The sequence below is a fragment of the Vibrio sp. 1-1(7) genome, assembly GCF_013048485.1.
GTDB lineage: Bacteria > Pseudomonadota > Gammaproteobacteria > Enterobacterales > Vibrionaceae > Vibrio > Vibrio fujianensis.
The window spans coordinates 85,140-107,331 of sequence record NZ_VHSP01000003.1; the positions used below are offsets into that span (position 1 = coordinate 85,140).

General features: G+C 42.8%; 23 protein-coding genes. 9 read left to right on the forward strand and 14 right to left on the reverse strand.

The genetic code is table 11. The features are described from left to right. The first annotated feature begins 44 nt into the window (after positions 1-44). The 5 genes from rpmB (at position 45) to FKN05_RS11960 (ending at position 4,128) form a co-directional block, all read left to right on the forward strand. Positions 45-281 carry a 50S ribosomal protein L28 gene (gene rpmB, locus FKN05_RS11940; RefSeq protein WP_099610824.1) on the forward strand — a complete coding sequence of 79 codons (237 nt, stop codon included), beginning with the start codon at positions 45-47 and terminating at the stop codon, positions 279-281. Positions 282-294: 13 nt separating this feature from the next. Next, complete coding sequence (rpmG, locus tag FKN05_RS11945) at positions 295-462, forward strand: 50S ribosomal protein L33 (protein ID WP_001051800.1); 168 nt, start codon at positions 295-297, stop codon at positions 460-462. Positions 463-705: 243 nt separating this feature from the next. Next, positions 706-1,188 carry a hypothetical protein gene (locus FKN05_RS11950; protein ID WP_170887610.1) on the forward strand — a complete coding sequence of 161 codons (483 nt, stop codon included), beginning with the start codon at positions 706-708 and terminating at the stop codon, positions 1,186-1,188. A 44-nt stretch (positions 1,189-1,232) separates the two neighbouring features. Next, positions 1,233-2,042: a bifunctional DNA-formamidopyrimidine glycosylase/DNA-(apurinic or apyrimidinic site) lyase gene (mutM, locus tag FKN05_RS11955; protein WP_170887611.1), complete on the forward strand. Its 810-nt coding sequence runs from the start codon at positions 1,233-1,235 to the stop codon at positions 2,040-2,042. A gap of 88 nt (positions 2,043-2,130) precedes the next feature. Beyond that, entirely contained in the window at positions 2,131-4,128 is a 1,998-nt protein-coding gene (locus FKN05_RS11960; protein WP_170887612.1) for an LTA synthase family protein, read from the forward strand. Positions 4,129-4,207: 79 nt separating this feature from the next. On the opposite strand, the gene coaD is transcribed toward FKN05_RS11960, so the two are convergent. From coaD to FKN05_RS11985, 5 genes are read right to left on the reverse strand one after another with little or no spacing between them, the layout of a single operon-like run. Next, on the reverse strand, positions 4,208-4,702 hold the full coding sequence (gene coaD, locus FKN05_RS11965; protein ID WP_099610821.1) for a pantetheine-phosphate adenylyltransferase: 495 nt from the start codon (positions 4,700-4,702) through the stop codon (positions 4,208-4,210). A 47-nt stretch (positions 4,703-4,749) separates the two neighbouring features. Continuing rightward, positions 4,750-5,838 (reverse strand): glycosyltransferase family 4 protein, encoded by a 1,089-nt coding sequence (locus FKN05_RS11970; protein ID WP_170887613.1) that lies wholly within the window; start codon positions 5,836-5,838, stop codon positions 4,750-4,752. Between the two features lie 19 nt (positions 5,839-5,857). Beyond that, positions 5,858-6,904, reverse strand: coding sequence for a glycosyltransferase family 4 protein (locus tag FKN05_RS11975; RefSeq protein ID WP_170887614.1), 1,047 nt, complete (start codon positions 6,902-6,904; stop codon positions 5,858-5,860). Then, on the reverse strand, positions 6,901-7,692 hold the full coding sequence (locus FKN05_RS11980; RefSeq protein ID WP_170887615.1) for a glycosyltransferase family 2 protein: 792 nt from the start codon (positions 7,690-7,692) through the stop codon (positions 6,901-6,903). The genes FKN05_RS11975 and FKN05_RS11980 overlap by 4 nt, the downstream gene beginning before the upstream one ends. Beyond that, positions 7,685-8,740: a glycosyltransferase family 9 protein gene (locus tag FKN05_RS11985; protein ID WP_170887616.1), complete on the reverse strand. Its 1,056-nt coding sequence runs from the start codon at positions 8,738-8,740 to the stop codon at positions 7,685-7,687. Before FKN05_RS11985 ends, FKN05_RS11980 begins: the two co-directional genes overlap by 8 nt. Positions 8,741-8,837: 97 nt before the next feature. Here FKN05_RS11985 and FKN05_RS11990 point away from each other — a divergent pair, with 97 nt between their 5' ends. Continuing rightward, on the forward strand, positions 8,838-9,224 hold the full coding sequence (locus FKN05_RS11990) for a diacylglycerol kinase (protein WP_161428430.1): 387 nt from the start codon (positions 8,838-8,840) through the stop codon (positions 9,222-9,224). Between the two features lie 20 nt (positions 9,225-9,244). After that, on the forward strand, positions 9,245-9,952 hold the full coding sequence (locus FKN05_RS11995; RefSeq protein ID WP_170887617.1) for a 3-deoxy-D-manno-octulosonic acid kinase: 708 nt from the start codon (positions 9,245-9,247) through the stop codon (positions 9,950-9,952). On the opposite strand, the gene waaA is transcribed toward FKN05_RS11995, so the two are convergent. Genes waaA through FKN05_RS12020 form a run of 5 tightly spaced genes read right to left on the reverse strand, consistent with a single transcriptional unit; the run spans position 9,940 to position 14,962 of the window. Next, positions 9,940-11,217 (reverse strand): lipid IV(A) 3-deoxy-D-manno-octulosonic acid transferase, encoded by a 1,278-nt coding sequence (gene waaA / locus FKN05_RS12000; RefSeq protein WP_170887618.1) that lies wholly within the window; start codon positions 11,215-11,217, stop codon positions 9,940-9,942. The two genes, FKN05_RS11995 and waaA, sit on opposite strands and share 13 nt — an antisense overlap. After that, positions 11,211-12,260: a lipopolysaccharide heptosyltransferase II gene (waaF, locus tag FKN05_RS12005; RefSeq protein WP_170887619.1), complete on the reverse strand. Its 1,050-nt coding sequence runs from the start codon at positions 12,258-12,260 to the stop codon at positions 11,211-11,213. The genes waaA and waaF overlap by 7 nt, the downstream gene beginning before the upstream one ends. A gap of 10 nt (positions 12,261-12,270) precedes the next feature. Beyond that, a complete protein-coding gene (locus FKN05_RS12010) occupies positions 12,271-13,014 on the reverse strand; it encodes a glycosyltransferase family 2 protein (RefSeq protein WP_170887620.1) in 744 nt (247 codons plus the stop codon). Further along, complete coding sequence (locus tag FKN05_RS12015) at positions 13,014-14,588, reverse strand: phosphotransferase (protein WP_170887621.1); 1,575 nt, start codon at positions 14,586-14,588, stop codon at positions 13,014-13,016. Before FKN05_RS12015 ends, FKN05_RS12010 begins: the two co-directional genes overlap by 1 nt. After that, the gene (locus FKN05_RS12020; RefSeq protein ID WP_161428461.1) at positions 14,579-14,962 is read right to left on the reverse strand and encodes an HAD hydrolase family protein; all 384 of its coding nucleotides are present in this window, start codon (positions 14,960-14,962) and stop codon (positions 14,579-14,581) included. Before FKN05_RS12020 ends, FKN05_RS12015 begins: the two co-directional genes overlap by 10 nt. Positions 14,963-15,049: 87 nt before the next feature. Here FKN05_RS12020 and FKN05_RS12025 point away from each other — a divergent pair, with 87 nt between their 5' ends. Together FKN05_RS12025 and FKN05_RS12030 are read left to right on the forward strand one after the other, a co-directional pair. Then, entirely contained in the window at positions 15,050-16,171 is a 1,122-nt protein-coding gene (locus FKN05_RS12025; RefSeq protein WP_161439539.1) for a glycosyltransferase, read from the forward strand. Next, positions 16,158-17,156 (forward strand): WavE lipopolysaccharide synthesis family protein, encoded by a 999-nt coding sequence (locus FKN05_RS12030; RefSeq protein WP_170887622.1) that lies wholly within the window; start codon positions 16,158-16,160, stop codon positions 17,154-17,156. Before FKN05_RS12025 ends, FKN05_RS12030 begins: the two co-directional genes overlap by 14 nt. 16 nt (positions 17,157-17,172) lie before the next feature. Here FKN05_RS12030 and FKN05_RS12035 read toward each other — a convergent pair whose 3' ends face one another. The 4 genes from FKN05_RS12035 to rfaD form a co-directional block, all read right to left on the reverse strand. Then, on the reverse strand, positions 17,173-18,369 hold the full coding sequence (locus FKN05_RS12035) for an O-antigen ligase family protein (RefSeq protein ID WP_170887623.1): 1,197 nt from the start codon (positions 18,367-18,369) through the stop codon (positions 17,173-17,175). After that, a complete protein-coding gene (lpxM, locus tag FKN05_RS12040) occupies positions 18,347-19,306 on the reverse strand; it encodes a lauroyl-Kdo(2)-lipid IV(A) myristoyltransferase (protein ID WP_170887624.1) in 960 nt (319 codons plus the stop codon). Before lpxM ends, FKN05_RS12035 begins: the two co-directional genes overlap by 23 nt. A 113-nt stretch (positions 19,307-19,419) precedes the next feature. Further along, on the reverse strand, positions 19,420-20,586 hold the full coding sequence (locus tag FKN05_RS12045; RefSeq protein WP_099610807.1) for a nucleotide sugar dehydrogenase: 1,167 nt from the start codon (positions 20,584-20,586) through the stop codon (positions 19,420-19,422). Between the two features lie 24 nt (positions 20,587-20,610). Continuing rightward, complete coding sequence (rfaD, locus tag FKN05_RS12050; RefSeq protein WP_161426838.1) at positions 20,611-21,552, reverse strand: ADP-glyceromanno-heptose 6-epimerase; 942 nt, start codon at positions 21,550-21,552, stop codon at positions 20,611-20,613. Between the last annotated feature and the right edge of the window lie 640 nt (positions 21,553-22,192).

Genomic DNA, 22,192 nt, shown 5'->3' on the forward strand with positions numbered 1-22,192 from the left:
CACCAAGGTTGATATCGAGCTGAAACGATTTGGAGAAGACATTCATGTCACGAGTATGCCAAGTAACTGGTAAGCGTCCTGCAGTTGGTAACAACCGCTCACACGCACGAAATGCTACTAAGCGTCGTTTTCTGCCGAACCTACAAACTCATCGTTTCTGGGTAGAGAGCGAAAAACGTTTTGTTAAACTACGTCTAACTGCTAAAGGCATGCGTATCATTGATAAGAAAGGCATTGATGCTGTTCTTGTTGATATCCGTGCACGTGGCGAAAACGTTTAAGAGGAATTGAGCAATGGCTAAAGGCATTCGCGAAAAAATCCGCCTAGTATCTTCTGCAGGTACTGGTCACTTCTACACTACTGACAAGAACAAACGTAACATGCCAGGCAAATTTGAGATCAAAAAATTTGATCCAGTTGTTCGCCAGCACGTTGTGTATAAAGAAGGTAAAATCAAGTAATTGATTACCCCTTTTCTTGCAAGTAGCAGAAAACCCAGCCAATTTGGTTGGGTTTTTTCTTTATGTGGAAAAATAGGTTCTAGGTTCTAGGTTCTAGGTTCTAGGTTCTAGGTTCTAGGTTCTAGGTTCTAGGTTCTAGGTTCTAGGTTCTAGGTTCTAGGTTCTAGGTTCTAGGTTCTAGAACCTCGTGACCGACTTTGCTATGCTTTGTTCATTCAGTCTCTCTCGGTTAAGGAATGCTGTATGCGTATTGCCCCGTATCGTCGTCGGCGATGGAACAATATCCTGATCATTTTGGTCCTGCTGTTTATCGGGGTGCTGAACATTCCGCCATTACTCAAATCCTATCTCGCTTCTGATCCAAGTGAAGCACAAGCGTATCCCAGTTTATTTAATCTCAACACACCATTACAGGCGATATATACACCAGCGTTTGAGCTAACCCTTGAGCAAGGTGAGTGGCAAGTTATGCCTTCTATTGAACTACCTGCGGCACAATTGGCACAACGTTGGCAGGCGTTAGTTGGTACCGAGGTCGATGAACAAACCGTACGCTCATTACAGCCAAGCTTGAGCGGGCCACAAACCATTGAAGTTTGGTATCAGGGAGTGGAAGAGCCACAACGGATCACGTATTATCAGGCACCGCAGTTTTGGCTATTTAAAAACTGGCAAAATCGCTGGATCGCCATTTCGACCCCAGATGATTACCTCTTTCCTCTATAACGAGTCTACTTTTTCTCTCTTGCTGCAAGCGATAAGGAGCCGTCGTGCCAGAGTTACCTGAAGTTGAAGTCAGCCGTATGGGTATTTCACCGCATTTAATTGGTCAGACGGTAAAACAGTTGACCTTCCGTTGCCCCAAATTGCGCTGGCCAATCCCAGCGGCACTGCATAAGATGGAAGGTCAGCCAATTGAAGATATTTCACGTCGAGCAAAATATTTGTTGATCAAAACGCCGATAGGTCGTGCGATTGTCCATTTAGGTATGTCTGGCTCGTTACGAGTGCTGGAAGGGGATTTTCCTGCCGGTAAACATGATCACGTGGATCTTCAGTTAACGAATGGAAAAATTCTGCGCTACCACGATCCTCGTCGTTTCGGCGCTTGGTTATGGTGTCCGGCCGGAGAAAGCCTTCCCATATTAGATAAATTGGGCCCAGAGCCGTTAACGGCAGCGTTTAATGCGCACGATGTGATGGAAAAGGCACGCAAAAAGCGCATTGCGATCAAAGCGTTTATTATGGATAACGCCATCGTTGTGGGGGTCGGTAATATTTATGCCAATGAATCATTATTTAGTGCCGGTATTCATCCAATGCGCCCAGCACAGAGTTTATCTATCGCGGAATGGCAATCTTTAGTGCGTGAGATTAAATCGGTGTTGCAAACGGCGATCATTCAAGGGGGCACGACGCTAAAAGATTTTTCGCAAGCCGATGGCAAGCCGGGCTATTTTGCCCAAGAGCTGCAAGTGTATGGTAAAGGCGGACAACCTTGCCCGCGCTGCTCGGAACCACTGTGTGAACAGAAAGTTGGCCAAAGAAACAGCGTTTTTTGTCATCGCTGTCAGCATTAAGTCTCATTTTATGCTTTATTTCCATGCGGAGAAAATATCTTTAAGGTAATATCGCTGCCCTTATTTCTTGGTCTTATGTTGTTTCAGCATGGTTTTTCAGACTCATTTTCGCCACTTATTTCAACTGCTCGTTCTCTACTTTATTTTCGCTTTTTTGCTACTGCTTTGTTCTCGGTATGCTTTCTACTTGGGAATTGAGCCTAACCTACCGGTCAATGACATTGCCGATGATGTGGGTCGTGCTTTTTGGGTTGGCGCTCGGTTTGATGCCAAAGTAACAGCCATTGCTTATGCACCGCTTCTTTTAGCCGGGCTATTTTGTGCCCCTTTTGGAAAGGCTTATCAACGATGGTTAAGCTTGTCAGCTTACTACCATGCCACCATTGTATTGCTTTATGTGATCGGCGGAATCGCAAATTACTACTATTACCTCACTTATGGCAGCCATGTGGATCTGTTTATTTTTGGGTTAGTGGATGATGACTCTATCGCCATACTAAAAAACTTGTGGAGTGATTACCCGATTATTTTAGGCACTAGTGTTGCGATAATGACAGCGGCGATTGGCTATCTCTTTGCTCAGTTTTTAATTCGTCAACCCTTCTGGCAACCCCAAAAATCATGGCATTGGAGTATAACCAGTGCGGTACTCGTGGTTGTGATTTTAGGTGTCTTTCTACTGGCTAGAGGGTCGGTTGGCAGTTTGCCTTTGAAACGTTATCACGCCAGTGTATCCGCGTATAAACCGCTCAATATGCTGACCCCGAATGTATTTATGGCCTTAGATTGGGCACGAAGTGATTACCAAGAACAAGCCCACATCGAGCCGATTTCTAAGCAGGCGCTACAAGAGCAAATGTACAAAATATTAGGTAAACCTAATCCCAATTATCGAACACCTAAAAATGCTTATCTCGCTGAAAATTCTCCCCATGTTGTCGTTGCCATGATGGAAAGCATGGGATTAAGCTTATTATTAGAAGATAACCCTGTCAGCAACGATTTGTTGGGCAGTTTTAGGGAGAATTATCGGCAAGATTTTCTCTTTGAACGCTTTTTTGCTGGGACTTCGGCGACAATTGATAGCATTGCGATGATGCTGGTCCATAGCCCACTACCGACCATTAGCCACTCTAATCTACAAAAGATTCCACTGCCTAGCTCAGCGGTTCTACCTTATAAGCGTGCCGGATATGATGTGGTGTTTGTTTATGGTGGAAATGGAATGTGGCGTAATTTAGCCAATTATCTGCCAATTCAAGGGTTTGATCGGGTCTATGATGAAAATGATATTATCGAAGCTTTTCCCAAGGCCAGTCAGGATGCGGGAACATGGGGTGTGCCTGATGCATTCACCTTTAAATTCATCCAGCAATTATTAGATAAAGCAAAGCGGCCAACTTTAGTTTACGTGATGACGGTTACCAACCACTCGCCTTATCACGTTCCGGATTATTATCAACCCGCGCCGACCGCCTTAAATACACGTTTGCGTGAATTGTTAGGCTATAAAGGGGAAGGCGAGGCGCAAGAGCTATTAAAAACGTTTCAATATGCCAGTGACGCAGTGGGGCAATTTATTCGTAGCGTGAAGCAGTCATCATTAAACGATCGTGTGATGATCGCAGTTACCGGCGATCATCGAGTACGCTATACCAATACGGCTCGACCAGGAGAAGCTGGGTTAACACATGCGGTGCCATTTTATCTCTATGTACCTGCTGCCATTTTAGCGCATACCGATTACCAGTATGATCCGCAACGCATTGGTTCTCATCGGGATATTTTTCCGACACTTTACCACTTTAGTTTATCGGATCAGCCTTATGTCTCTTTAGGAGGAGAAAACTTACTCAGTACCGATCCGGTGAGTAATATTGGTTATAATGCGGCAATGGTCATTAACCCGTATGGCGCAGTGAATAACAGGCCACCATTTACTTTTTATCCTTGGCAAGAGGGTGAAATGTTGCTTACAGAAAAGCAAGCCAGTGATGCGCAAACCTTTAACCGGCAGTGGGGGCAAGAGTACCATCGGTTGCAAGAGTATTTTCTACGCTCACAAGTATTGCCGATGACGCCATAGCAACATAGTAATATGACAACATAGCAACATAACAGATAGAAGGGCGGGTTAGCGTTATCATTAACCCGCCACGATAGCATTATATTTGTTTTTTACTACGTAGCGCTTGTGCTACAACGGAAGGGACAAAACCTTGCACATCTCCGCCATGAATGGCAACTTCTCGCACAATCGTTGATGAGATAAAGGCATGTTCTTCCGCCGGAGTGAGAAACACGCTTTCTAGCCCCGGCATTAAGCGGCGATACATATTGGTTAAGCCAAATTCATATTCAAAATCGACCGTGGTGCGCAGGCCGCGAATTAACACATTCGCTTGCTCTGCGCGGGCGAAATCGACCATCAAACCGCTAAAGCCTTTGCTAGTGACATTCGGTAAATGCTGAGTCACGGCTTGAGTAAACGCCACGCGTTCCTCTAAAGTAAACATAGTATTTTTACTTGGGCTTGCCGCCACCGCAATAATGACTTGATCAAACATGTTGGCAGCGCGTTCAACAATATCCAAATGGCCATTAGTGATCGGATCAAAAGTGCCGGGATAAATTACCCGAGAAAGGCGTTTTTGGCTCACGCTATCTCCCTATCAATGATTATTAAAGTCGCGTTGATCAGCTTATGTTACCCCAATAATGATTGGAAAAAAGCCAAATGTTGCTGAGCGCTGGTTTGACAAGAAAAGTCACTGATCATACGTTGTTGTGCGAGTTTTCCCATTTTCTGGCGTTGCTCCGGTGATTGGTACAACCAACGAATTTTCTCTGCAATGGCATCAGGATCTTGTACTGGGACAATGAATCCGCTTTCGCCATCGACTAATAGCTCTTTTCCTCCCCCCGTCGTTGTGACAATCGAAGGAACTCCCATCGCCATAGCTTCAATAATGGTTTTCGGTAGCCCTTCACCGCTAATCGAAGGTTGAACTTGTACTGCACTTGCTGCCAAAAGTTCAGGAACATCTTGGCGATAGCCGAGAAAATGAATACGCTCTGACATCCCACTTTGTTTGGCTAAGTTTAGGTTTTGCTCGGTGTCCATATCACGTCCAGCTAACAGTAATTGCACATGGGGTAAGTCCGCCAGTTGTTTGGCACTATCAAGTAGGATATGGACACCTTTGCTTGGCCGAGCATTAGCGATACAAATAACGCAAAAGGCATCAGAGGGAAGGCCTAATTCACAGATATTGGCGGGCTGAGCTTGATACCAAGCAATATCATGCCCTTTATAAATGGTGACCACGCGATCTTTATGCCGCCAAACACGCTGTTTAACATCATCGGTCACGGCTTGTGCTACGCAACTAATACCATCCACTCTGGGGTGCAAATGAGTTAAATATGCCGTGGGATCATGACGATATAGTCCACCCACAGTTCCTCGGTAGGTGACTAATTTAGTGCGTTTAAAACCGATACAGGCAAACGCAGCATTGGGAATGGTTTTCGAATTCATGGCATAGACAATATCATAGGGATGAGCGCGCAACTCTGCCCGCAGCGTTTTGATGGTTGTCCAGCAGATTTTTTTACTCGGGTAGGCATCAATCACCTTGATACCGTTGTCTCGAAAGCGGGCCACGTAGTCTGCGTCGCCTTGGGTCATAATGGTTACCTCGTGCCCCAGCTTAACCATTTCAATAAACATTTCAGCTTCCGGACGAACGCTGTTCCACGCATCTTTATAAGAGCTAAAAATCAAAATTCTCATACTTTTTACCTTTATGGTGCTAGTGGCGAGGGTGGTCGACCATCACTTCTGAATATAGGGTCTGATAACGCAGCGCGGTTTGTGCAATTTGAAAATGACGCAATTTTTCTTCTCGTCCATTAGCTAATGCATCAACCAGAATCGGATCTCGGTGAATCTGCAAAATAGCTTGTGCTAATGCTTGGGCGTCTCCGGGGGGAATCAATAAGCCAGAAACTCCGTGTTCAATGATGTCTGGAATACCGCCCGCTCGGCTACCGACCACCGGTAAACCGCTACCCATTGCCTCTAAAATGACCGAGCCTAGCCCTTCACTATAAGAAGGATGGATAAGCATATCAGCGGCGGCAAACCAATCCCCCATATTATGTTGTTTACCCATGAAATGAACATTCGTTAAACCTTGAGCTTGCTGCTCTAGGGCTGGCCGTTCTTTTCCATCCCCTAATAAGGCAAATTGAATATCAGGGGCGGTGTTGCTTAATAATCGAGCGGCGGCAATCGTGACATCAAAACCTTTGTGATGAAGCATGTTCGCTGCATGAATCACTAAACATGAATGCGAAAATTGTTCACGAATCTGAGAGACTTGCTGCTGATTAACAGGATAACAGACGGGAGAGCTTGGGATGGTGACGACTTTTTTCTGCGGATGACGCAATAAAATTTGCCGACAAATTTCCTGACTTAATCCGACCAAAGCACTGGCTGAGCGGTAAGCTTGAGTAGCAAACCATCGTTCACTGAGTGGGTTATCAATTCGACGAGTAATGATATAAGGAATGTTGTGCAATTTATGCTGTAACCACGCCCAATAAATCGCTCGTCCTTCATGCACATGAATAAGGTCACAGCCTTGTGTCATGGTTTTACTATGCTGAGTGAGATAATGCTTACAGGCAATAACTCGACATGGCAGGGCTTGAACACGAGAGAAGAATGGGCTTTTCGGGTTCGCTACAACGGTGAGGCGGTAACCTAATTTGAGTTGTTGTTGTATCAGCAATAGTGTTTGATTTTCTCCACCGTGATAACCTGAAGCGAGATTGACATGGCAAATATTCATGAGCGGTCTCTTTGATTTTTCCGGACATAGTCACGCAACCAAAGGTCAGCATAGCGTGTAAAGGTCGTATTCGCACTCAATATAGCAAGTAATAAACCATGGCGACCATCTAAAAAACCACGCTTGACAATATACATTTTGAAAAAGCGAAAAAAGCCATGTAAAACAGCACCCGTGAAAGACGAGGACTTCTTACCTTCTCGTTGATCAACCCACGCTTTCATATAGTGCTGAGTTTTTGCCGTGTATTGTGGGAGATACTCAAAAGTGTAGTGTTCTAAATAGCCGGATAATGAGAGCAGAGTGAGATGTGATGGAATTTCGACACTTTCGTGCACCAATGCAGTATTGTAGTGAGTATCCTGAGTACGATAGAGGCGAGTGACCCAGTCCGGTGACCAGCCGGAATAGCGAATTTGCTTACCAAATGCAGTGGTTAAGCGATCGATCTGATACACCGTATTAGGTTTGTCATGCTCAAGCGCTTGTAAAATACTCGCTTTCAACTCAGGTGTGACTCGCTCATCGGCATCCAACCATAGGACATAATCTGATTCGACATACGATTGCGCTAAGCGGCGTTGAGGCCCAAACCCTTGCCAGTCGGTATTAACAAAAAACTTATCAGTGAAACGGCGTGCAATCGCTTCTGTTTCATCGCTACTTCCAGAGTCAAGAATAACGATCTCATCGACCCAATCAGCGACCGTTTCCAAACATGCTGGTAAGTGTTTGGCTTCATTTTTGACAATTAAGGCGACCGCCAACGTCGGAGTGGATTTAGTCATTCAGTGCTACACCTTTCATCATATGTTCAAACCTTTCAATCACGACGGATATGGCGATCCCTTGCATCAAATCCGCGCCTTTTGCTCGTGTGCTCCAAGGAAGTTCAGTGAGTGGTTTTCCCTGTTGTTTCGTCACATTATCTTCATAGACGCTGACCACATCCTCAATATTAAAATAAGGGCCGGTACGTTTTGGGTTGCTGTGCGCGTATAAACCTAACACAGGCGTGCCTTGCGTAGTGGCAATATGAGCCGGCCCTGAATCTGGAGCAAGTACTAACTTCGCTTCACCCAGTATCGCGGTTAATTGTTTTAAACTGGTTTTACCGACTAGGTTAATTACCGGTTGAGTCATTAAGTCAGCAATTTGTTTTGCTAACAACTGCTCACGAGGTGCGGGAGAGCCACATAATACAACCTGATAGCCTTGTGATACGACATAATCGGCAAATTGGGCATAACGCTCGGTTAACCAATTACGCTCATCTTTACTTGCAGCAGGACAAATGATAACGCTGGGTTTATGGTCTAATTGTTGACGAGCAAAGGCTCGTTCAGTTTCGCTAATCGGCATTGACCATGTCGGGAGAGTACGAGGCACGCCCAAATACTCAATAAACGAGAAAAAACTATCGAGTACATGGGTTGAGGCGGTATCAGTAATTTTGCAGTTAGTGAATAACCACTGACCTTCCTTAGCCCGTTTACGATGAAACCCCACTTTGTATTGCGCGCGAATGCCCAAGGTGAGTAGGCTTGCTCTTAGCGCGAGTTGCATATGGATTAAGGCATCAAAGTGCCGCCCTTGCAACTGTTGCCAAACGGCTTTCATGCCTGCCCAACCCGATTTTTTATCAAACACAATCAGCTCAACGTTGTCTAACCCTTGCAATAATTGAGCTTCAACCTGACCGATAATCCAAGTCACCTTGGTTTCAGGCCAATATTGTTGCAAAGCTTGCACCGCGGCCACCGCATGACAAACATCGCCGATCGCAGAGAGACGCAAAAAACAAACAGACTTTGGTGGGGATGAAAAAAGAGGCATGCACATCGCTCACTAATTAATGAGGCTAAATTATGCAGAGTCTGCAGATAAATGTAAAATAAGCCTTTCACTAATGACCCCATGGGAGAATTCCATCATGTCATCGTCCTCTAGTGGTAAGCCCGGCGCAACAGGGATTCGCCGAATTTTCAATGCCACGGGTTATTCATGGCAAGGCTTGAAAGCCGCCTTTCAACATGAAGCGGCCATACGGCAAGAATTGGTATTATTACTCGTCGCTGCTGGGATTTTAAGTGTCGTGGATTTACCCTTGATTGAACGGTTACTGATGTTTGCCAGTGTGGTACTGGTGTTGATTGTTGAACTGATCAACTCAGCCATAGAGGCAGTGGTGGATAGAGTGGGAGCAGAGCGGCATGAACTGAGTGGACGAGCAAAAGATATTGGCTCAGCCGCTGTGATGGTGAGTTTGTTACTTGCAGGGTTAATTTGGGGAAGTTTACTCTATGCTTATTACGGATAACGTGCCGCAGGAATCTTATTATGCTTAAGCAGCTTTCACTCAATAACCAAATGATCTGGTATGACGAACAGTGGATTAACGACCCCCTTCACTCGTTGTTCGATGTCAGCTATTGGCAAGCGGAACAGAAAATCATCGGCAGTGCCACAGGCCGCGGTACCACGTGGTTTATTGCCATGCAGCAGCTTGAAGTGGCACTGCGTCATTACCGGCGAGGCGGATTATTCGGTAAGTTGGTGAGTGATCACTACTGGTTTCAGAGTTGGCAAAAAACCCGTAGCTACGCTGAATTTCATCTCTTGCATTATCTGCGTGAGCAAGGGGTAAATGTCCCTCGCCCGATTGCGGCCCGTGCCGTTAAACAAGGGCTTTTCTATCAAGCGGACTTATTGAGCGAAAAAATCACCAATGCGCGAGATTTGGTGGCCATCTTGCAAGAAAACGCCTTAACAGAAAGTCAATATATGGCAATAGGAAAAGAGATTGCTAAGCTGCATCGGGCTCAGGTGAATCATACCGATTTGAATATCCATAATATATTGCTCGATGAACACAATACCGTATGGATTATTGATTTTGATAAATGCTACCAGCAAAAAGGTGACCGCTGGAAGGCTGCTAATTTACAGCGTTTGCTACGCTCTTTTCGTAAAGAGCAGCAGCGGTTTGGTATTGTGTGGCAAGAGTCAGAATGGCAATCTCTATTGGCTGGCTATCATGCAGAATAGTGGGTTGGCGATAAAATAGCTTGTACGGTTTTTTCTAAAGCGCCACGATTCTCTTCCACCACCTGCTGTGCTCTTTGCCCCATCGCTTGCATCCTTGCGGGGTGACCAAATAATGCCACTAAAGCGGCGCTAATCTCGGATGCCGAATGACAAATCATCACAGCGTCAGCGGTTAACAAACCCTCAGTAACTTGGGAAAAATTATAATAACTTGGGCCATTCAGTATCGGTTTCGCTAATGCGGCGGGCTCTAATGGGTTATGGCCGCCCACTTTATTGCCCAGCAAACTTCCTGCCATAAAGCAAATATCGGCACTTCCAATCAACGTTAGCATCTCGCCCATGGTATCCCCAAGGTAGATCTCAGTTGGTTCTGTCATAGGTTCAGTTCGACGGCTAACGGTAAAACCTTGCGCCCGGCACAGTAAATCTACCGAATTAAAACGTTCTGGATGGCGAGGGACCAAAATTAATAATGCATCAGGATAGTGATGCAGCAATTGACGATGCGCCGCAAGGCAGATTTCATCTTCACCTTGATGGGTGCTGGCGGCGATCCAGATAGGACGATCTTGGCCTAATTGTTCACGTAACATCCGTCCTTGTTGACGGATCTCATCGGTGACGGTGATGTCAAATTTAATCGAACCCATTACTGATATTTTATGCGAGTCGATACCTAGTCGAAGAAAACGTTCTGCATCACTCTGGTATTGGCAAAGCAACTGACTAATATGTTGAGAAAGCAGATGAAATATGGATTGGAAACGTTGATAGCGGCGGCAAGAGCGTTCCGATAAACGGGCATTAATCACGGTAATGGGAATATTGCGCGTGGCAACGCAATGCAATGTATTGGGCCAGAGTTCGGTTTCCATAATCAGCAATTGGCTAGGCTGAATGGCATTAAGGAATCCATTAATGCAAAGAGGAAAGTCCAGCGGCATATAACGATGTTCAACGAGAGCGGATAATTTTTCGATCTGCTCGGCACCGGTACTGGTGGTGGTGGTGACCACAATCGATAAATTAGGCTGACGCTCTTTTATTGCTTGAATAATGGGGGTCGCTGCAATAGCTTCTCCCACCGAAACCGCATGAATCCATAACGGTTTATCCGCAGCATTTCGTTTTGGCGTTATCCCAAAATGCTCTTTCCAGCGCCGACCAAAGGCGGGTTTTCCGGCCCGTTTTTTATACAACCCATATAACATAAAAGGGGCGGCGATCAGCAACAAAAAAGTATATAAAGCACGAATCAGCATAGCTCTACATCCGTGTTAAAAGCCTCGATAGCGTTAATAACCTGTTTGGGAGCAAGCTCAGTTAAACATTTTAAATGCCCGTAAGGACATTCACGCTTAAAGCAGGGGCGACAGTCAATATCAGTATGCACAACCGCACTTTTTTCTGCCAGCGGTGGGGTATAGTGCGGTGAGGTTGAACCATAAACACCGACCACTTGGCAACCCGCCGCCGCCGCCACATGCATTAAGCCAGAATCATTACTGACCACCGTTTGGCAGCAAGAAAGCAAATCCACGGCCTCAATTAGGCTCGTTTTTCCAGCTAAATCACCGATATTTTTTCTTAGATCGTCTGGAATTTGTGCCACAATCGCTTGAGTTGTCACTTGATCTTTCGCGGAGCCAAAAAGCCAGATTTGCTTACCTTGTTGCAGAAAATGTATAGCGACTTGCGCATAGTGAGCCGTCGGCCACTGTTTTGCCGGGCCGAATTCAGCACCAGGACAGAGGCCGATAGTGTCAGTCAATGCTAAAGCAAACTTTCTTGCCGTGGCTTGTTGCTGCTCTGTCGTGATGGTTAACCTGGGTTTAGGTAATTGATCGATTCCGCCCAACGCTGCTGAACCGGTCATCTTAAACTTAGGGTGAGCTAACGCGACATAGCGTTCAATCATATATTGAAATGCTTTTTTATTCGGGCGCACATCATTTAATAAGCCATAGCGCATTTCCCCTTTCCAGCCAGTACGGACAGGGATACCCGCAAACCAAGCAATCAGAGCGGATTTGGCGGAATTCGGCAGCACATAGGCATGATCATATTGACCACGTAAAGAGCGCCCCAGTTGCCGACGTGCAAAAAAGTTAAACTCACCATGGGCAAAAGGCAGTTCAAGTGCGCGGTTGACTTCGGGCATCCGCTCTAAAATCGGTTTACACCAAGCGGGAGCCATTACATCGATCAACGCGTCAGGATGTTGCTGTTTAAGGGTGATATATAAGCACTGCGACATCACCATATCGCCGACCCAAGATGGGCCTATGATCAGAATACGATTCATAAGTAGCGTGTTAACCTTTGAAAGCAGAAGGCTCTTGCTTTAAGAAAGCATAATATTCATCAGGAACACCACAAAAAATAACTTTATCGCGTTCGATTAAGTGATAATGGATCTGTTTACCTTGCTGAATCAAGTAATTGTATAACGGAGCCACATAAAGTTCGCCTTTTTCCCACTGCTCTGGGGGTAAAGCGAGGTAATGCTGATAAGCATCGCGATAGTCTTGTAGTGATGCGAAGTAATAGAGCCCTGTGCAACAAAGTTGTGATATAGGTCTTTTTTCTGCAGTCTCAATAACTCGTGTTGTGTTTGCTGATTGTGGCCGGACAAATGACCAATTGTCACCTTGGCCATCAAAGACTTCAAGATAGCCATCCCAGTCAGCGAGTTGGCTAGGGAAAACAAACCCCGGTCTAAAGGTATCGATATTAAAAATGGTGAGTGATTGTTTTTCATCACCCTGATCCTCAATACCGATAAAGACCGTTTCTGCTTGGCCCCGAGTTTCTTGGGTCAACAACTTGACACTAAAGGAGCGAATGCCCAATGTTTGTGCCCGTTGATTGACAAATTCGACTGTATTATCGACATCTCGGACAATAAATAAAAAATGCTCACTTTGAAAGTAGTGCTGGAAACTGCTGACGGCGTGCTCAAAAAGGCTCTTGCCATGAGCATCTAGCATATATTTGGGTTTATCAAATCCGGCTTTAAAAAAGCGAGAGCTGAGACCGGCCATCGGGATCACAATCATTACTTTGCCTCTAACATGCAGTTATAAAGTCGAAACGCATTGGCTAATAAAGCGTTTTGTCGAGAAAGATCATCACTATGTAGGGGGAGCATCGATAAAAACAGTTGAATTTGCATCGCGTAGAGTGCCTTAGCCGTCAACTGGTAGTCGGCACAGAGTGTGTCCAAAAAGAGCTGCTGTACGTCAGAGAGATGATCAGTATCCGCCAGTGAAAACTCAATCGTGTACTTATTGATATCAACGCGATAATACCCAGCAATGATCCAATCATACAAACCAATCACTGAATGACAAACCTTAGCAATGTCATACTCGATATGCCCATAAATAGTGGGTTGATTATCTGCCGTCATGCCTCGAGGATCGATGACTTTAATGCGATTTTTACGAAAGTCATACAAAATATTACTAAAGCAAAAATCGCCATGCATAACGGTTGCCATTTGACTCGTTGGTAAATGCTGCAAAGACGCCTCATGTAACGCCTTAAGACTTAAGTGTGGGTGTTGATTATAAGTCCAAGGATGTGTCCAATCGAATTGTCGTTCTTGACAGAACTGCTTTAATCTTTGCTCGGTTTTGCTAGCAAACAGCGTTTCTAACGAATCGGTAACGGCATATTCAGGTGCAGTCATTGAGTAACAAGTAGAAAGAAAAGTACGCATTTGCAGCAAAATTTGTCGCCATGTCATTTCTGGTAAGCGGGCAAAAACAAACAATTCATTTAACGCATTGTGATATAGATATTCTAAGCGATATGCCACTTTGCCGTTCTTGGTATATTCACCAAGAAACTGCGGAGAAAAATGTTTTAATTCATTTGGGATGTGTTGAAACCAAAGCGATTCCGCCACAATTTTATGCTCTTTAACGCTGCTTTTCTCTATCCAGTCAGGAGTTATTGTGAGTTCATTGAACGCCCTTTGCGTTGTATATTCAGCTTTAGAGCGATAGTAAGTATTTACATGTCCGAAATCGAGCCAATCATGAGATTGACTGACTTGAATGCCGAGAGCTTTGTGGTAAACGTTTAATGCTTGTAAGAAGTTCCAATGGGTTTGACTCAAACAGCGGATTAATGTTCTTGGTGATGAAAAGTTAAAAAATCCACTAACCACCTGGCTTTTACTGGTCAGATTAGTATCTTCCGTTGCTAACCATTGGGAGTTATTTTCATCAATCGTTGCCCAGTTATAACCACTGTCCACTTGGGCAATGGTAATTACGTCTTTTTGTGTGGGAGGCGTGAGTAACGTATCACCATAAAGAATACTCAGATCCGTATCAAAAGACTGGGAGGTTAAGGCTAAAGCCGCCATTAGTGATTCGCCCAAAGAGAGATCGTCAGGGAGTGCTAATAATTCGACGTCGTGCGCCGTTAACCATTGTTTATCGAATGTTTCCACTTGATAGGATTGAGGAATAGAAAGATAAATTCGTTTACCTTTAGGCACTAAGGCGACTTGGTGTTGGAACAATCGGCGATTTCCCAAGGGTAAGAAAGAAGGAGGAATCATACCGAACTCAGCACGAAGATCCTGTCCAACATAAGAGCCAGACATAATTAAGAACATGAGTGACGTTCCTTTTTTAATAAATCATTGATTGCTTCTAAACTTAAAGTAGCGAATTCAGAAGGGCGAATGGCGCGATCATCGATATAAAAACCTTCGTGTCCACACCATGCTTTTCCTACAAGTATCTCATCATATGGAACTTGGTGCTCATTGAGCCATTCCGTAATAATAGGCAAAGTATGGATATTGATTTTTCCTACATTACCTTGGTAAGTGCGCATGTTTCTGGCTGTAGAAATAGTTATACTGAACCCTAGAGCTTGGTATTCGCGTAAGCGTTCAATCACTGCTACATTAGGAGAGACATGGCGATAATCAGGGTTATCTCCATTGGTTATTGTACCATCGAGATCAACAATCAATCTTTTCATATCAAACGTAATAGTTGTTTTCGGTAAAGCTATGATAACATTTACACTGGTTTTTTTGTAGTAATCAGAGGGTGAGCCGTGGTAAAAATGAAGATTGCTTTTATTATTACGGGAAATAATAAAACAAGCATATATATTGTAACTAAAGATGTGATAAATTATTTAAGAGAAAACGGCCATCAAGTTGATGTTTTTTTTACTGAACGTTCTGATATTCCTTTGGATCGTTATCAAAAATTTATAGATAGAAAAAACATTTTTCAATCTTACTTCATAAATCGATTATTTGGTTTTTTAAAAAATATTTTAAGCAGGCATATATATGAATTTATAACAAGTCGATTGGTTACTAATAAATTTGTTGTTTACTTTAAGGGATATGATTGTATTTTTTTGCATGGAGCCGCTTCTATTGCTTTTAGAAAATTAAACCTTCCCCATTTTTTAGTACTGCATAGCTGTAAATATGATAACTTCCTTGGCCATCGTTCAGTTTTAACTAAAAAAATCCATCAAGAAATATACAAAAAAGTTTATAGCGCTAAGCATTTACTTACAGTATCTAATTCTGTTCGGTTGGATATGCTAAATAAAATGAAAGCAAAACCTATTAGTATTGAGACGATCTACAATGGTTTTAATTTTGATGAAATAATAGAAAGAGCTCGGCAAGGAAAAACAGAAAATGTACCCCAAAATTTTATTATGGCTGCAGGGCGTCCTGACCGTACAAAACGTTTTGATATTCTATTAAAAGCTTATGCAAAAAGCAGTAAAACTTTACCTCTCGTTATATTTGGTGAGGGGAGAAAGCTTAATGAATTAAAGAAACTTTCTGTTAAATTAGGTATCGAGAATAAAGTAATATTCTGGGGATTTTGTAATAATTTACTGCCTTACTTTAAACAAGCTAGCGCATATATTTTAAGTTCGGATGTTGAGGGGTTGCCGACAGTGGTTATTGAAAGTTTAGCGGTAGGAACCCCTGTGGTAGCAACCGATACTGGTGGCGTTAGAGAGCTTCTCGGTGAACGTTTAAAGGAATGGATTGTCCCATGTCGAGATGTTGATGCATTAGCTAGAAAGATCGATCAAGTTCTTCAATCTCCGCCATTAGTAGGGCCAGAAGATCTTAATTTTTTAGACTATCGAGTTGTTGGTAAAAAATACGAAAAGCTAAGTGAGAAAATGAAAAATGGATTATTGTGATATTACTGTTGTGGTACAAGGCCCGGTACAAACGTTTCAGGATCGCCCACAAGAGGCAAATATAACTCAAAAATGTATCGCGTCTATTCGGGAGTATCTCCCTGGAGCACATATAATTCTTTCAACTTGGCCAGAACAAGATCTAACTGGGTTAGATTATGATGAAATCGTCATTTCTGATGATCCTGGAGTAAATATTCGTAATTATACGATAAATGGTGAACCACAAAAATATAATAATAACAGACAGATCGTTTCATCAAGAGAAGGCTTAAAGAAAGTAAAAACACCTTATGCTATTAAAATTAGAAGTGACAACTATCTAACTGGCAATAATTTTGTTGAATTGCAAAAGAAATATTATAAACGGTCTGATGAGTACAATTTTTTTAATGAACGAGTAGTGGTCAGTAATACGTTTACAAGACGATATGCTAAAGGATTTCCTGTTGCTTTCCACATTAGTGATTTTTTCTATTATGGAAGAACGGAAGATGTATTAGCTTTATGGGATATCCCTTTATTTGAAGATTTTCAACCATCGAAAGTAACACCAATTAATGATGGATTCCCTAATTTTGTTATCGATTGCACACAAGCATTATTTATATCGGCAATAAAGAAGTTTGATCAAAATATTTCACTTGAACATCTATTAGATAACAGAAAATATAAATTAATTCAATCAGATAAAATCATTGCAAATAATTTAATAGTAGCCTCTCCAGAGCATATTGGTTTAGGGCTATGTCAAAAGTTTTTAGGCAAAGCTAGAATATCTCGACGCAGTGGCCAAGTTGCAATGTTACAGTTTTTTGAGTGGCAGAAAATTTATCAAAAATATTGTGATTCATCTATATGTATAGATAGCTTTATAAAAAATAAAGTTAATATTTCTTTTTTTAGACTTTTACATGTGTATCCAAATCGAATTCAAACAAAATTTAAAATTTTCAAAAGAAAAATGAAGAACTTAAAAAGTTAGGTTCTTCATTGAATAGTCAATTTTTAGTAGAACATAGTGGGATCATTATAAGAAGATATAAATATATAGTTTGGCTATGACTTAATGGTACATCTGTCAAACCTGAGATAAAATATAGTAAAGACACAGAAATGATAAAGGGCGCATAATTTAATTTATTATGAACGGCTAAGTATATAGGGGTTATATACATCATTATCAGTAGCAGTACGCCAAATACCCCATATTTAACCAGTGTGTCTATTAGTTGATTATGATAATGTTGATTTTTAAACTTAACAAGTTCTTGGCTCACTTGACCTTGATTAGCCAACTCTTCTAATATCATTTGATGTGAACTACCAACACCAAAAAGCCAATTATCCCTTACAACAAGAAATGAGGCATTCCACATTTGCAGCCGCAGCCCAATAGATGTGTTAAGATTCCCTTCTTTTATCTCTTGAATTTCTGCATTTGTTTGTGCTATACGATGATTAATTTTATCCTGAAACATAAAAAAACCAATCAGTAAGCTGATAATAGAAATGAGGATATATTTCCACATTTTTTTTGAATGCCTAAACTGAAAAAATAGCATCATTATCATAGAAAAAAATAAGGCAAGCCATACCCCTCTAGAAAGACTGAGGATGACACAAGTCGTAGACAATATGGTAGTTATCAACCCTATTAACTTAATATTCTTCTCTTGATGTGATAAAAAGAAATATAGGCCAGCTAAAGAAAAAACTGAACAGAAGGTTGCATAAGGAATAACATTGACGAGTCCAGCAGAACGTGACAACCCAAGATAGAATGTATAGTAAAGGCTATTTAAAAATAACATCATTGAGCCAATTAATATTAGGCCTAACATGATTTTTTTTGAAAGTAATTTTTTAGGTAAAAATAGAGTGACTAAGCTGGCAGCAATAAAAGATCGTAATAAACTCGGGCTTCCCCCTTGAAGTTGGTACAATATGGATAGATATATAGAAAATAAGATCGATACGATAAAAATAGGGTTCTTTATATTTTCATAAACGATTTTTTTTCCATAAAATATAAAGCTGGTGAGCATTGATATGAGGGAGAAAACCACCATGTTTTTGTCACCATTAGATAAAAAATTTAACCCAAGTATTAGGAATAAATAAGGGGATAGAATCAAGCTGTTTGCTATCAATGATTTATTATTATTCATAATTTTATTTACTATACGGGTTTTCATCACTATCCGGACGAGTTTTTAGCAGACGTAAAATCCACATATACTGTTCTGGTCGTTGTGTGACATAGGCTTCAATACATTGGTTCATCATGCGAGCGTCTTGTCGATCATCTCCGGTTGGGAAAGGTAATGCTGGATAAAAGTCTAGTTCATAACGACCGGTTTCGGTATTAAAGATCGTAAACAACGGAACCACCTTCGCTTTACTCAAGGTAGCGAGTCGACCTAAACCGGCAATTGTCGCCTTTTGGGTAGCAAAAAAATCGACAAAAACACTATGTTTTCTACCGAGATCTTCATCGGGTAGGTAGTAGCCTAAATAGCCATCTTTACGTATTGATTTAAGAAATGGTTTGATGCCAACACTACGGTCATAGACTCGGCCACCATACTGCACGCGTTGCTTATGCATTAACCAATCGGAAACGGGATTTTTTTGTTTTTTGGCCATTGCAGAAACGGGTAAACCACGCGATGCTAATAAAATGGCAGGGATATCAATTGCCCAAGTATGCGGAACTAAGAGAATTACATTTTCGCCTTGATTCAGTATTTGTTCTACATTTTCAAAGTCTTTTATGAAAGTATTTTTCTCCAGCCATTGCTTGTTTCTCAGCGACATTGAAGCAAAGCCCATTAAAAACATAATGGATGTCACGTACATATCCAAAAGAATCTGCTCGCGCTCAGTGATACTTTTATCGGGGAAGCACATCGCCAAGTTGACCCGCGCGCGATTATTCGCTTTACTTTTTACCCGAACCGCAAGAGTAGCCAAACCACGGGCGATGGCGCGTTTGAGTCTATTAGGAAAGAAGCTAGCTAGGCAGGCAAAAAAAACAGCAAGCCAAGTGCCCCAGTAACGAGGGTGAAGAAAATGCCATTGAAATTGAGGGTAATAGGCGTGTTCATCAAAGTCATTGCGTGGTGATGGCATAAATTACTCAGCGTAAATGAGGTCGATTGTTTAAATTTGCGGCGCAGTATAACAGCTCATTGCCAAGCGCGACAGTGACAAGTTCGCCGCCGAATAGACGGCGGCAAGCGGTGTTAGTCACTACCAAACAAGTCTCTTGTGTAGACTTTATCGGCAACATTGCTAAGGTCATCGGTCATGCGATTAGACACAATCACATCTGCTTCTTGTTTAAACGCTTCGAGATCATCAATCACTCGAGAATGGAAGAAGTGACTCTCTTTAAGAACAGGCTCATAAACAATCACTTCAATCCCTTTCGCTTTTAAGCGTTTCATGATGCCTTGAATGCTAGAGGCACGGAAATTATCCGACCCGGCTTTCATGATCAAACGATAAATACCCACAACCTTGGGATTACGTTTTAGTATTGAATCGGCAATAAAATCTTTGCGGGTGCGGTTGGCATCCACAATGGCTGAAATAATATTATTCGGCACCGCTTGATAGTTGGCTAATAACTGCTTGGTATCCTTCGGTAGGCAATAGCCACCATAGCCAAAAGAAGGATTGTTATAATGATTGCCAATACGTGGATCTAACCCGACCCCTTCAATAATTTGTCGAGTGTCTAAGCCGTTCACTTCCGCGTAGGAATCCAATTCGTTGAAATAAGCCACTCGCAGCGCAAGATAGGTATTAGAGAATAGCTTTACTGCTTCTGCTTCGGTTGAATGAGTAAACAGAACTGGGATCTCTTCTTTTTGTGCCCCTTCGACCAGTAAATCGGCAAACACTTTAGCCCGCTCACTCTGCTCACCGACGATGATCCGTGACGGGTATAAATTATCGTACAGTGCTTTACCTTCGCGAAGAAACTCAGGAGAAAATAGAATATTATCGCACTGAAATTCTTGCTTAATTCGTGCCGTGTAACCGACCGGCACGGTTGATTTGATCACCATCACCGCATTCGGGTTAATGGCCATCACATCACGAATTACTGCTTCAACGGAAGAGGTATTAAAGTAGTTGGTTTGTGGATCGTAGTCGGTTGGAGTGGCAATAATGACAAAGTCGGCATCGAGATAAGCATGTTCTTTATCGAGGGTGGCAACAAAGTTGAGTGCTTTATGGTGTAGAAAGTCTTCAATTTCTTTATCGACAATCGGTGACTGACGTTGATTCAGCATGGTTACTTTTTCTTCAATAATGTCTAAAGCCACCACTTGATGATGCTGCGCCAGCAACATCGCATTGGATAGACCGACATAGCCGGTTCCTGCTACTGCTATTTTCACGCTGTTTTTCCTATCAATAAAATATTAACGATTAATGATTGCCATATACTCAGCCACGCCCTCGGCGACAGTTTTAAAGGTGATATCACAGCCGGCGGTACGCAGTTTGGTTAAATCGGCTTGAGTATATTCTTGATACGCCCCTTTTAGATGCTCAGGGAAGGGGATAGTTTCTACTTGGCCGCGACCGTGATACGTAATGACCGCATTAGCAACTTCATTAAACGATTCTGCATGACCGGTACCGCAGTTAAAAATGCCTGATACGCCACTGTCCATAAACCATAAATTGACCGCTGCAACGTCGCCAACATAAACAAAATCACGTTTAAAGTGTTCGCTACCGGCAAACAGTTTTGGATTTTCCCCAGCGTTCATTTGATTATTGAGATGGAAGGCAACCGAAGCCATGGAGCCTTTGTGCTGCTCACGTGGGCCGTAGACGTTAAAATAACGAAAGCCAGTGATTTGCGAGAGCGTTTCATTGTGCTCGGCAGCATCTTGCCACAAGCGGCGAACGTAATTATCAAATTGTTGTTTAGAATAGCCATAAACATTGAGTGCGCCTTCATATTCAGGCTCTTCAATAAAGGTATCGGTATCACCATAAGTTGCAGCAGAAGAGGCATATAGGAAGGGGATTTCACGATCCAAACAGAAGTGCAGCAGCTCTTTCGAATATTCATAGTTATTGAGCATGATGTATTTGCCATCCCACTCCGTTGTCGCCGAACAAGCCCCTTCATGGAAAACAGCGTCTATCGGACCAAAATCATCGCCCGCCATAATTTGCGTTAAAAAATCGTCACGATCCATATAATCGGCGATTTTTAGATCAACTAAATTTTTGAATTTTCGGCCATTTTTTAAGTGGTCAACCACTAGTATATCGGTGATACCACGGTCATTAAGTGCTTTGATTATATTGCTGCCAATCATGCCAGCACCGCCGGTTACGATGATCATATTGTATTCCACGCTCAAGCTAAAAACTGCGCAAATAGTAGCAGGAAAAATGTGGATAGGCGAGCAATCCGGCCTTTGCTATTTCTTCTGATCCTTCATGTGTAAGGGCTGGCTAACGTCACCCCTTGCACTGAACTAACTTCACCACTTGCACTGAACTAAATTCCCCCCTTGCATTGAACTAACTTCACCCCTTGCACTGAACCAAATTCCCCTCCCTCGGAGGGGTGGCAGGCGAAGCCTGACGGGGTGGTTGTGGTTTTTTAAACTAAGTTCCTAGGCACTAGGTGCGGGCAGATCCTAGGAAAACAAAAGCTAGAGTCTGAGCCTGAGTTATTCGTAACGAAACCACCCCGCCCTACGGGCACCCCTCCGAAGGAGGGGAATTAACCCCACGTTTTTCCACACCGTTAATTTATATTTTCAACATCAACACTCGTCATTGCCGCGAAAATACTCGCTAACGTCACCACTCGCACTGAACCAACTTCACCATTTGCACTGAACCAAATTCCCCTCCCTCGGAGGGGTGGCAGGCGAAGCCTGACGGGGTGGTTGTGGTTTTTTAAACTAAGTTCCTAGGCACTAGGTGAGGGCAGATCCTAGGAACACAAAAGCTAGAGCCTGAGTATGAGTTATT